The organism is Streptomyces paludis, from assembly GCF_003344965.1.
Classification (GTDB): Bacteria; Actinomycetota; Actinomycetes; order Streptomycetales; family Streptomycetaceae; genus Streptomyces; species Streptomyces paludis.
Genome location: NZ_CP031194.1, coordinates 3,934,563 through 3,946,331, shown reverse-complemented (window position 1 = coordinate 3,946,331; position 11,769 = coordinate 3,934,563). Strand labels below are relative to the sequence as shown.

Annotated in this window: 12 protein-coding genes; 5 read left to right on the top strand and 7 right to left on the bottom strand. The window is 69.2% G+C overall.

What is annotated here, in order from left to right:
* Positions 1–11 precede the first annotated feature (11 nt).
* Positions 12–416: a cupin domain-containing protein gene (locus DVK44_RS17395; RefSeq protein WP_114660487.1), complete on the top strand. Its 405-nt coding sequence runs from the start codon at positions 12–14 to the stop codon at positions 414–416.
* 41 nt (positions 417–457) lie between these two features.
* Here DVK44_RS17395 and DVK44_RS17390 read toward each other — a convergent pair whose 3' ends face one another.
* Positions 458–1,615, bottom strand: coding sequence for an ROK family transcriptional regulator (locus DVK44_RS17390; protein WP_114660486.1), 1,158 nt, complete (start codon positions 1,613–1,615; stop codon positions 458–460).
* Between the two features lie 194 nt (positions 1,616–1,809).
* Between DVK44_RS17390 and DVK44_RS17385 the strand changes: the two genes are divergently transcribed.
* The 4 genes from DVK44_RS17385 (at position 1,810) to DVK44_RS17370 (ending at position 6,538) form a co-directional block, all read left to right on the top strand.
* On the top strand, positions 1,810–2,775 hold the full coding sequence (locus tag DVK44_RS17385; RefSeq protein ID WP_114660485.1) for a carbohydrate ABC transporter permease: 966 nt from the start codon (positions 1,810–1,812) through the stop codon (positions 2,773–2,775).
* 91 nt (positions 2,776–2,866) lie between these two features.
* On the top strand, positions 2,867–3,853 hold the full coding sequence (locus tag DVK44_RS17380; RefSeq protein ID WP_114660484.1) for a carbohydrate ABC transporter permease: 987 nt from the start codon (positions 2,867–2,869) through the stop codon (positions 3,851–3,853).
* 99 nt (positions 3,854–3,952) lie between these two features.
* A complete protein-coding gene (locus tag DVK44_RS17375; protein ID WP_114665212.1) occupies positions 3,953–5,284 on the top strand; it encodes an ABC transporter substrate-binding protein in 1,332 nt (443 codons plus the stop codon).
* A gap of 54 nt (positions 5,285–5,338) precedes the next feature.
* Complete coding sequence (locus tag DVK44_RS17370) at positions 5,339–6,538, top strand: Gfo/Idh/MocA family protein (RefSeq protein ID WP_114660483.1); 1,200 nt, start codon at positions 5,339–5,341, stop codon at positions 6,536–6,538.
* 116 nt (positions 6,539–6,654) lie between these two features.
* Here DVK44_RS17370 and DVK44_RS17365 read toward each other — a convergent pair whose 3' ends face one another.
* The 6 genes from DVK44_RS17365 to DVK44_RS17340 form a co-directional block, all read right to left on the bottom strand.
* Positions 6,655–7,242, bottom strand: a complete 588-nt coding sequence (locus DVK44_RS17365; protein ID WP_114660482.1) for a histidine phosphatase family protein — start codon at positions 7,240–7,242, stop codon at positions 6,655–6,657.
* A 69-nt stretch (positions 7,243–7,311) separates the two neighbouring features.
* On the bottom strand, positions 7,312–8,961 hold the full coding sequence (locus DVK44_RS17360) for a pyruvate, phosphate dikinase (protein WP_114660481.1): 1,650 nt from the start codon (positions 8,959–8,961) through the stop codon (positions 7,312–7,314).
* Complete coding sequence (locus tag DVK44_RS17355) at positions 8,958–9,584, bottom strand: transcriptional regulator (RefSeq protein WP_114660480.1); 627 nt, start codon at positions 9,582–9,584, stop codon at positions 8,958–8,960. Before DVK44_RS17355 ends, DVK44_RS17360 begins: the two co-directional genes overlap by 4 nt.
* On the bottom strand, positions 9,581–9,886 hold the full coding sequence (locus DVK44_RS17350) for an AsnC family protein (RefSeq protein ID WP_114660479.1): 306 nt from the start codon (positions 9,884–9,886) through the stop codon (positions 9,581–9,583). The genes DVK44_RS17355 and DVK44_RS17350 overlap by 4 nt, the downstream gene beginning before the upstream one ends.
* A gap of 6 nt (positions 9,887–9,892) precedes the next feature.
* Positions 9,893–10,699, bottom strand: a complete 807-nt coding sequence (locus DVK44_RS17345; protein WP_114660478.1) for an ABC transporter permease — start codon at positions 10,697–10,699, stop codon at positions 9,893–9,895.
* Positions 10,696–11,652 carry an ATP-binding cassette domain-containing protein gene (locus DVK44_RS17340; RefSeq protein WP_114660477.1) on the bottom strand — a complete coding sequence of 319 codons (957 nt, stop codon included), beginning with the start codon at positions 11,650–11,652 and terminating at the stop codon, positions 10,696–10,698. The genes DVK44_RS17345 and DVK44_RS17340 overlap by 4 nt, the downstream gene beginning before the upstream one ends.
* Positions 11,653–11,769 lie beyond the last annotated feature (117 nt).

Genomic DNA, 11,769 nt, shown 5'->3' with positions numbered 1-11,769 from the left:
AGTCTCTCCACATGGCCGAACACACCGAACACACCACTCCCACACCCACCCCCGCGACCACCCCCGTCAACCTGGCCCACAAGCTCTCCCAGTTCAGCGAGTTGTGGTCCCAGAAGAAGATCGCCGACGTCAACGACTGCGAGGTCAAACTCGCCAAGCTGAAGGGCGAGTTCGTCTGGCACACCCACCCGGACACCGACGAGCTGTTCCTCGTCGTCAGCGGGCGGCTCACCCTTCAGCTCCGGTCCGGTGATGTCGTACTGGAAGCGGGGGAGCTGTTCGTCGTACCCCGGGGTGTTGAGCACTGTCCCGTCGCGGACGAGGAGACCGCCATCCTCCTGCTGGAGCCGGCCGGCACCCTCAACACCGGCGACGCGGGCGGCCCGCTCACCAAGGCCGCCGAAGCACTGGGCTGACCAGCGCCAGGGCACGCCCCACACCCCCACACCCCCGCCCCCTACTCCCGCGGTCTCCCCAGCACCAGGATCTGGATCGCCAGCACCGCGGCCCCCCGTGCCCAGTCGTTGAAGTCCGAGACCTTCGTCTCCAGGACCACCGGCTCCGCGAGCGGGTCGCGGTTGGCTCGTACGGTGGACCAGACCCGCTCGGACGCGATGTCCATCAGCCCGATCCCCTCCCCCGCCAGCAGGATCTTCTCCGGCATGGCGAAGTTCGCGATCTGCGCGACCACCGTCCCCAGCGCGTGCGCCGCCTCGTCCATCACCCGCGAGGCCAGCGGGTCGCCCGCCGCCGCCAGGGTCAGGATCTCCTCGTACGTATGGTCCCGGCCCGTCCCGGCCGCGACCTGGTAGCGGATGTTCGGCACGGTCAGCAGCGAGACCGCGCTGCCCCGCTCTCCGTCCGGCGTGAGCGGCCCGTACGGGTTGACGATCCAGCGCCGCCCGATGCCCCGGCCGTCGTCGGCGGAGCGGACCAGCCGGCCGCCGATGACCAGGCCGTACCCGATCCCCGCCCCGATGGTGAGCACCGCGAAGCGGTCGAGGCCGCGCCCCGCGCCGAACCAGGCTTCGGCCTCGACCAGGGCCGCGACATCGTTCTCGACGACGACCGGCAGCCCGGTGCGCCGCTCCACCAGCTCCGCGAACGGTACGTCCTGCCACCCCAGGAACCGCGACGCGACCGCCCGCGCGAAGCGCTCCACCTGCCCGCCGATGCCGACGCCGATCCCGGCCAGACGCGGGAACTCGGCGCGGAAGTCCCTGGTCAGCTCCTCAAGGAGGTCCGCGACGTCCTCGGGGTCGCGGGTCCGCAGCGGGACGGTGCGCTGGGCGACGACCTCGCTCCTGAGGGTCGTCACCACCCCGTACACCGTATCCGCGGTGATCTTGAACCCGGCGAAGTAGCGCGAGTCGGCGACGATGTCGAGCGGCTGCGAGGGGCGGCCCTGCCGGGTGGCCGTGGCCGCCGGGACCGGCGCGGGCTCCTCGATCAGGAGGCCGGACTCGATCAGGGGCTTGGTGAGCCGGGTGAGGCTGCCCGCGGAGAGATTCAGCTTCCGCGCGATCTCCGTGCGCGAGACCGGGCCATGGGTCAGTACCTCGATCGCGACGGCGCGTTCGGCGGGGCTCAGTGGCGCCCAACTGGCTGCAAGCATGGGCTTACTTTATTCCACTCCAAAAATAATGTCAGCCCCTGCGGGGACACGATCGAGGCGCGCCCACCCCCTCACCGCACCACCACCGCCACATCCCCGGCCGTAAACCAGTTCCGCCCCACCCCTTGACGCGACGATTCTTTCAGGTCAAAAGTAAACCTCCCGAGGACGAGTCATGGACAAGGGAGTCTCTGATGACTGTCGCCTCAACGGTGATGACAAAAAGAAAGCCCGCCGACGGCTCCAAGCATGCCGACGCCGACGGCGGCTCCAAGCCCGCCGGCGCCGACCGCGGCGACGGCCTCCTGGCGGCGCTCTTCATCGCTCCCGCCATGTTCGGCTTCGTGGTCTTCCTGGCCTGGCCCACCCTGCGCGGCATCTATCTCAGCTTCACCCGCTACAACCTCCTCACCCCCGCCGAGTGGGTGGGCCTCGACAACTACCGGCGCATGGTCAACGACCCCATCTTCTGGAGTTCGCTGCGCGTCACCGTCGAGTACGTGTTCATCAACATCGGCGTCCAGACGGTCGCCGCCCTCTGCATCGCCGTACTGATGCAGCGGCTCACGAAGTCCTCGTTCCTGCGCGGCATCGTGCTCACCCCGTACCTCGTCTCGAACGTCGTCGCGGGTGTGGTGTGGCTGTGGATCCTGGACACCCAGCTCGGCATCGGCAACCAGATCCTCGGCGCGCTCGGCTTCGACCACGTCGCCTTCCTGGCCAGCAACGAGTGGGTCATCCCGAGCATCGCGCTGATCAACGTATGGCGGCATGTCGGCTACACCGCGCTGCTGCTCTTCGCCGGGCTCCAGGCCATACCGGGCGATGTGTACGAGGCGGCGCGGGTCGACGGATCCGGTGAGCTGCGCACCTTCTGGAAGATCTCGCTGCCGCTGCTGCGGCCGGTGCTGGCGGTCGTGATGATCATGACGGTCATCGGATCGTTCCAGGTCTTCGACACGGTGGCGGTGGCCACACCCGGCCCCGGCGGCCCGGCCAACGCGAGCAATGTGCTCCAGCTCTACATCTACAGCTCGGCGTTCGGGCGCTTCCAGTTCGGCTACGCGTCCGCGATGTCGGTCGCGCTGCTGGCCGTACTGAGTGTGATCACGATCGTCCAGTACCGGCTCACGCGGGCCGGCGAGAGCGACCTCGGATGAGTACGGACATGACCGTGACCGCCCGTACCCGCAGCCGCGCCCGTACATGCACGGGTACACGAACGCGTACGCAGGAGCAAGGAGCTACGCCATGTCCGTACTGACCCCGCCGCCCCCCACATCCCCGTCCGCGCCGGCCCCCGAGCCCGCCCCCGAGCCCGCGCCGAGAACCACCGCGGAGGTACGGCGCCGTACCCGCCGCACCCTGCCCTCCCCCGGCCGGATGCTCGCCTGGACGGTCATGGGCGGGATCGTGCTGATCACCCTGCTGCCCTTCTACTGGATCGTGCGCACGGCGCTGTCCTCCAACACCGCGCTCACCACCGACCCGTCCTCCCCGCTGCCCGTCGACTTCAGCTGGGGCGGCTTCGAGCGGGTCTTCGGGCTCCAGAGCACGGAGGAGGCGCTCGCCCAGGGCGGTTCCGGTGGCTCGCTCAACTTCTGGCGTTATCTGTTCAACTCCACGATCGTCGCGACCATGGTGACGGTCTGTCAGGTCATGTTCTCGGCGATGGCCGCGTACGCCTTCGCGCGGCTGCGCTGGCGGGGCCGGGACAAGGTGTTCGGGCTGTTCCTCGCCGGTCTGATGGTGCCGGCCATCTTCACCCTGCTGCCGAACTTCGTACTGATCAAGCAACTCGGGCTGATCGACACCCTGACCGGGATCGCCCTGCCGACGATGTTCATGACCCCGTTCGCGGTCTTCTTCCTCCGCCAGTTCTTCATGAACCTGCCCCGGGAGCTGGAGGAGGCGGCGCTGCTGGACGGCGCCGGGAAGGTCCGTATCTTCTTCCAGCTCCTGCTGCCCACGGCCGCCGCGCCCATGATGACGCTCGGCATCCTCACGTACATCACCGCGTGGAACGACTACTTCTGGCCGCTGATGGTGTCGTACAGCGACAGCTCCCGCGTACTGACGGTGGCGCTGAACATCTTCCGCTCGCAGACCCCGCAGTCGGGCACGGACTGGGCCGGGCTGATGGCGGCGACGCTGGTGGCCGCGCTGCCGATGCTGCTGCTCTTCGGGGTGTTCGCGCGGCGGATCGTCAACTCCATCGGCTTCACCGGAATCAAGTAGGGAGAGGTAACTGTGCCCAGGAACGCACCAGTAGACGCGCACACCCACCGACACACCCCCTCCACCCCCTCCCGCCCCCGCCGGCAGCTCGCCGCCGCCATCGGCGCCGTATCCCTGTCCCTGCTGGCCGCCGGCTGCGGCAACGACTCCTCCGTCGCCGACGCCGCTGCGGCCAAGACCGTCTCGTACTGGCTCTGGGACGCCAACCAGCTGCCCGGTTACGAGGCGTGCGCGCGGCAGTTCGAGAAGGGGAACCCCGGGCTCAAGGTCGATATCTCCCAGATCGGCTGGGACGACTACTGGACCAAGCTCACCGCCAGCATGATCGCGGGCACCGAACCGGACGTGTTCACCGACCACATCACGAAGTTCGCGCAGTTCGCCGACCTGAACGTGCTCGCGCCGCTGGACGAACTCCCCGCGACCAAGGGCATCAAGGACTCCGACTACCAGCCGGGGCTGGCCGCCTCCTGGGTCGGCAAGGACGGTCACCGCTACGGGTCTCCGAAAGACTGGGACACGGTCGCGATGTTCTACAACAAGAAGCTCACCGATGCCGCGGGCGTCTCCGCCGACACACTCAACAGCCTCGCCTGGAACCCGGACGACGGCGGCACCTTCGAGAAGACACTCGCCCACCTCACCATCGACACCAAGGGCCGCCGCGGCGACGAACCCGGCTTCGACAAACACAACGTCGCGACGTACGGCCTGGCCACCAACGACGCAGGATCGGCCGACGGCCAGACCCAGTGGAGCGCCTTCGCCGGCTCGGCGGGCTGGAGCTATACGGACAAGAAGGCGTGGGGGACGCACTACAACTACGACGACCCGGCCTTCCAGTCCACGATCGAGTGGTACTTCGGCCTGGCGGAGAAGGGGTATCTCGCGCCCTTCAAGGAGTTCTCCCGCTCCAACGGCCCCGACATCCAACTCGGCGCGGGCAAGGCGGCGATCGCGCTGCACGGCTCGTGGATGACGAAGACGTTCTACGGCCTGAAAGGCATCGAGGCCCGCACCGCCCTGACCCCCATCGGCCCCTCCGGCAAGCGCGCCACCATGCTCAACGGCCTGGCCGACTCCCTCACCAAGCGCGCGGCCGACAAACCGGCGGCGCAGAAGTGGGTGGCGTATCTGGGTTCGGAGGAGTGCCAGAAGACGGTGGGCACGTTCGGCATCGTCTTCCCGGCGACGAAGTCGGGTACGGATGCGGCGATCGCGGCGTACAAGAAGGACGGAATCGACGTGACGGCGTTCACGAAGCCGGTGGCCGACGGGACGACGTTCCCGTTCCCGATCACGGACTACGCGGCGGATGTGGCGGCGCTGATGAATCCGGCGATGCAGGACGTGTACGCGAACGGGAAGCCGGCGAGCGGCCTGACGGAGACGAACAGCCAGATCAACTTGATCCTGGGCCAGTCCAAATAACCCCCAACACAACAACCTCCCACCTCACAAGCAACCGGAAATGAGACCCCCCAAATGACCTTCAAACTCGCCATAGTCGGAGCGGGACAGTTCGCGGGACAGTTCGCCAAGCTCTGGGCGCTCCACCCGGGCGTGGGCGACATCTACGCCACCGACCTGCTGCCCGAGCGCGCCGAGAAGCTCGTCGCCGATTACGACCTGACCGGCACGTTCCCGTCCTTCGAGGCCGCGATCGAGTCGCCTGACATCGACGCGGTCGCCATCTTCACCCAGCGCTGGACACACGGCCCGCTGGTGGTGAAGGCGCTGCGCGCCGGAAAGCATGTGTACTCGGCGGTGCCGATGGCGATCTCGGAGGCGGAGATCGCGGCCATCATCGAGGCCGTACGGGAGACCGGGCTGACGTACATGATGGGCGAGACGAGCCAGTACAACCCGGCCACGGTGTACGCCCGCGACCAGATCGCCGCGGGCGCCTTCGGCCGGCTCTTCCACGCCGAGGGCGACTACGTCCACGACATGGACCTGGGCTTCTACGAGGCGTACCAGTACAGCGGCGGCGAGCAGTGGAAGTCGACCGCCAGCTACCCGCCGCTGCTCTACCCGACCCACTCGGTGGGCGGTGTGCTGGGCGCGTGGCAGACGCACGCGGTGAGTGTGTCGGCGATCGGTGTGAAGGACGACCGGGGGGACGGGGTCTTCGACAAGGACGTCAGCCAGTTCGACAACGACTTCTCCAACGCGACGGCGCTGTTCGAGGTCGCGGGCGGCGGATCGTTCCGTACGAACGAGTTCCGCAGGGTCGGCTACCCGTCGCACATCCGTGAGTCGCGGTTCCGCTTCTTCGGTACGGAGGGCAGCCTCGAACAGCTTGCCACCGTAAGCCTCTGGCAGGACAAGAACGGTGTCGAGGACGTCACCGACCACCTCCAGCCGAAGCCCACCCTCTCCCCCGACGACCCCTCCCTGGAACATGTCGCCCCCGCCCTCCGCGACGCCTTCACCTCCGGCTCGGCCCCGGTCCACGACCGCACCCGGCTGCCGGCGGAGTTCGCGAACGTGTCGAACGGCCACGAGGGAAGCCACCACTACCTGGCCGACGACTTCGTCACCGCGGTCAACACGGGCACACTCCCCCCGGTGAACGCCTGGGTGGCGGCCCGCTACACACTCCCCGGCATCATCGCCCACGAATCCGCCCTGAAGAACGGCGAACGCCTCCCCATCCCCGACTTCGGCGACGCCCCCAACTAATCGCCCCCACCCCACCCACCACCAAACCACCCCCACCCCCACCCAAGCGCCGCCGCCCCCAGGGCAGCGGCGCTTCCCCATGCCCGGTGCGACGGTGCCTCACCGGCGGGGCCGGGTCACAGCCTGGTGCCCGCCGCGAAGCCCGTCCACCTCAGGTCGGCCGGCAGGTGGCCCATGTCGTTGTACGACAGCAGCGTCGGCGCTGTGCCGTCGCGGTACTCGATCGCCGTGATCGCCGTGTTGCCGCAGTTCAGACCGAGCCATCGTTCCCGCGGCGCGTCGAGGGCGTGCCGGACCAGCCAGGCCACCGGGTAGGCATGGGTGATCAGGACCTCATGGGTCTCGGTCTCGGCGGGGCGCGCGAACCTGGCGGTCAGCGCGTCGGAGCGGCGTTCCGCCTCGGCGGCCTCCTCGGCACCGTACCCGTCGAAGAACGGCGCCCAGTCCCGCGGCGCCTCCTCCGGTACGTACGGTATGTGGTCGATCAGCTCGGGCGCTTCCCGTACGGCGGCTCCCGGCAGGTGCTCGCCGATGATCCGCGCGCACCGCACCGCCCTCGGGAGGGGCGAGTGCCACACCGCGTCGACAGGAAGAGCGGCCAGGCGCCGCCCCACCAGTTCCGACTGCCGCTGTCCGACGTCGGTCAGTTCGCCGAACGGGTCGGCCGCTCCGTGCCTCACCAGATACACGTGCCGTGTTGCCATCACAGGTCTCCTCGCAGGACAAGCTTGTGGGGTCGATGAGTTGTGCGGTGCTCTCCGGCTCACCGCGCGTCAGCGGCGACGCAGTACGGCACGGGCCGCTTCGAGGCGCCGGGATTCCTCGCGTACGGAGTGGTCGCCCGAGATGTCGTCGGCCCAGCCGAGCAAGCGGTCAAGGTGGTCGTCGGCCGCGTTCGCGACGATGTGGAGACGGCCGAGGGCGATTTCGCCGCTGGTTCCGTCGATGGTGACGAGGGTGCCTTCGCCGATGGTGCGACCGGCGACCGCCACCGAACCGGTGCCGGTGTCGGTGCCGGTGCCGTTGTCGGTGTCGACGGTGAGACCGCTGACACCCACGACCGCCGGCTTCGACATGGCTCGCGCGACCACCGCGGCATGGCTGGCCGGCCCCCCGCGCGCGGTCACGACTCCGGCGGCTGCGGCAAGTCCGTGCAGGTCGGCGGGGGAGGTCTCCGGGCGTACGAGGATGACCGGGGCGTCCCGGGCCATGCGTACGGCGCTGTCCGCCGTGGTCGCCACTCTGCCGACCGCCGCGCCGGGGCAGGCACCGATCCCCCGGGCGAAGATGTCGGCCTCGCCGGACGACGCGACGCGCGGCGTACGGACGTGCCGGAGGTGCTGCGGTGAGATCCTGAACAGCGCCTCCTCGCGTCCGATGACCCGCTCGTCAACGAGTTCGGTGGCGACGCGGACGGCGGCGCCTCCGACGAACCGGCCGGTCCGGACCTGGAGGAACCACAGCTCGCCGGAGTCAAAGGTGAACTCGACGTAGCAGGCGTCACGGTGGTGTTTCTCGATCCGGCCCAGGGCGTCGAGCAGCTCCCGCCACACGGCGGGCTCCCGCTCGCCGAGTTCACGCAGCGGCCGGGTCGTCGAGCTGCCGGAAACGACGTCCTCTCCCTGGTGCCCGAAGAGGACTTCGCCGTACGGGATGTTCTCGCCGGTGTTGGGATCGCGGCTGAACGCGACCCCGGTGCCGCTGTGTTCGTCGCGGTTCCCGAACACCATCGTCTGGACGATCACCGCTGTGCCGAGGTCGTGCGGAATGTCGTTCAGCGCGCGGTAGGTCCGTGAGCGAGGTGTGTTCCAGGAGGAGAACACAGCCTCGACCGCCCACTCCAGCTGGCGGGTCGCGTCGTCCGGGACGGGCCGGCCGCACCGTTCCCGTACGAAGTCCTCGACGGCCTTCGCCGCCTCACGGAGGCGCGCTTCCCCTCCCTCGTTCACCGGCACGGGATCCCGTCCCTGGGCGGCTCCCGCGCCGTCCGCTTCCGTCACCGCGGCGGCGAAGCCCGACAGGAAGCGGAGCCGTGAGTCCAGTGCGAACGTCCCGTCGCCCGTCTCGGCGGTCAGGCCCGTGGTGGCTCCGGTGGTCAGGCCGAGGTTGAGGATCGTGTTCATCATGCCGGGCATCGACACTCTGGCCCCGGACCGGACAGATACCGCCAGCGGCTTCCGCGAGCCGCCGAAAACGCGCCCAGTGGAGCGTTCGAGGCCGGCCACGGCCGCCGTCAGCTCCGCGTCGAGGCCGTCGGGAAGACGTCCGTCCCGCAGGAAGGCGCGGCATGCCTCGGTGGTGACGACGAAGCCGTCCGGCACGCGTAGCCCGAGACGGTGCAGAAGGACGAGGCCACGTGCCTTGCCCCCCAGCGTCTCCGCGCCCTCCTCGGTCTCGGCGGAGATCGTACGGATCCATCTCATCGCGGTATCCCGAGTGTGGAGAGCAGGTCTTCGTGCAGCTCCGCCCAGACGGTGTGGTACGACGCGGTGCTGTCGGTCACGTACTCCAGCGCTCCGGAGCCGGCCCGTTCGAGGGCCCCGGTGAGGCGGACGCGGTAGATACCGAACCGGGGCAGTGCCGCGGACAGTTCCGCGCAGACCGTGCCGGCACGGCGGTCCAGGTCGGCGAACCGGTCGAGGACCCTGGCGTCGTAGGCGGCGTCGCTGTGGTCATTGGCGCTCACGACGCCTTCTACAGTGCGGAGTTGCCATGCGCGGCAGAGGTCGAGCAGCTCCGGGTTGAGCACGAGGAAACGGTGGTACGCCGCCGTCACGGCCCCGCGGGCGGCGGCCGACTCCAGCTCGTCGGTGATCAGTTCGGCGTCCGCGGCGCGGCCGGCGTCCGTGAGCCACCAGCCGGACATGGGGCCGGGGGTGCGCGCGACGAGTCCGGCGACCCCGAGATCGATCAGCTCGGACTCGACATCGGACTCGTCGAGACCGGTGACCAGACGGAGGCGGGCGGGACCGGTGGCACCGACGCAGCGCAGGGCGTGCAGCACCAGCAGGCCGGGGTCCGCCGTTCGGGTTTCGGGCCGGTTCATGTTGTGTCTCCCGGGTGTGCGGTTCGGCCGGCAGGACGGCTGCCGGTGGTGCGTATCGCGAATCTGCTGTGTGCGGCCTGCCTGGACACGCCCAGGACCGCCGCGATCTCGCGCCATGACCTTCCTTCGCGGCGCGCGTTCTCGACGAAGTGCTCGACAAGCTGTGCGGCGGTGTGGTCCAGGGCCACGGCGAGAGCGGTGGCCCTGGCGACGCGCTGGATCTCGGACGCTTCCGGGTCCTGCGAGACGACTTCGGAAATCAGTGGGCCGAGGGATGCCGGGATGGTGTTGTCGGTCGGCATCGGCGCTCACTCCCGGCGACCGTAGGCGCGGACCGCGAGCGGGCAGAAGACGCAGAACAGGACGGCCGACCACAGCAGTGTGAGGCCGACACTCCCGTCGTCCGGTGTTCCGTTCAGCAGCGCGCGGCAGGCGTCCATGACGTGGGTGACGGGGTTGATGTCGGCCCAGGCACGCAGCCATCCGGGGAGGGTGTCGGTCGGGGCGCCCAGGCTGCTGCCCAGTTGGAGCGGCAGGAAGGCGATGAAGCTGAACGACAGGACGGCGTCGGCGCTCTTGACGAGGACCCCGATGAACACCATGACCCAGCTGAGGCAGAACCCGAACAGGATGGCGAGTCCGGTCGCACCGAGTGCGGCGAGGAGGCTTCCCTGAATACGGAATCCGAGCAGTGCGCCGATGACGAAGAGAACCGACACGGCGACCAGGTAACGGAGGAGGTCGGCCGCCACGGAGCCGAGCAGCGGCGCCGTACGGCTGACCGGAAGGCTGCGGAACCGGTCGGTGACGCCGTTCTTCAGGTCGAGGTTGATGGCCGACCCGGTGGAGATCATGCCGGCCAGGCCGGCGCCCATGGCGAGGATCCCGGGGAACAGGTACTGCACGTACTCGGCGGTGGAACCGGCGACCGGGCCGCCGAACAGATAGAGGAAAAGAACCATGAACAGTGCGGGGGTGACGACGCCGTTGACCACCGGGCCGGGGTTCCGGGCGGACTTGACGAGGCTGCGCCGGGCGAGGATCCCACTGTGCCGGATGGTGGCGAAGCCCCGGGGGCGGGCGGTCCGCGCTGTCGGGGGGAGGGCGGCGGTCATGCTGCGTCCTTGGCGTCGGCGGTGGGGGCCCCGGTCAGGGAGAGGAAGACCTCGTCGAGGCTGGGAAGGCGGAACGCGAACTCGCCGACATCGATGCCGTGGCGCCGGAGTTCGGCGGTGATCTCGTAGAACTCCGCGTCGCCGGCGACCGGTACGACGAGTTCATGGCGGCGTGACCGGTCAGGCTCACGCCCGGCGACCCGGGCGACGATCGCGGCGGCCGGGCCGAGGTCGCCCGCGTCGGCCGGGCGGAGCACGATGGTGTGCCCGCCGACCTCCCGCTTGAGATCCGCGGGGGTGCCGGAGGCGAGGACGCGTCCGTGGTCGATGACGGTGATCTCGTCGGCGAGGGCGTCGGCCTCTTCGAGGTACTGCGTCGTGAGCAGCACCGTCACACCGTCGTGGGTGAGCCCCCGGATCATCTGCCACAACTCGTCGCGCTTCCCGGGGTCCAGCCCGGCCGAGGGCTCGTCGAGGAATATGACCTCCGGCCGTCCCACCAGACTGGCGGCGAGGTCGAGCCGGCGTCGCATCCCTCCCGAGTAGGTGGCGGCGCGCCGGTCCGCCGCGTCGTCGAGGCCGAAACGGGAGAGCAACTCGTCCGCCCGTTGTCGGGAGTCATGCCGTCCGAGGTCGAGGAGCCGGCCGATCATGACCAGGTTGGACCGCCCGGACAGTTCGTTGTCGACACTCGTGTGCTGCCCCGACAGCGCGATACGCCGACGGACCTGAGCGGGATCCCGCCGTACGTCGATCCCCGCCACCCGCACCTGGCCCGCGTCGGGGCGCAGCAGGGTCGCCAGCACGCGGACCACGGTCGTCTTGCCCGCGCCGTTCGGCCCCAGCACTCCCAGCACATGTCCCCGGGGAGCCGAGAGGCTCACTCCGTCGACCGCTGTCGTCCGGCCGAATCTTTTGACAAGCCCTTCGACCTCGAATCCCTTGTCACCCACTCGACTGTCACCCACACTGTCACCCACTCAAACTCTCCGATGCCCACATCATCCAGATGATGACACCATTCGGATACTGGGCGTATCATGGCACAGCGGAAGCGGAAAGGGGACACG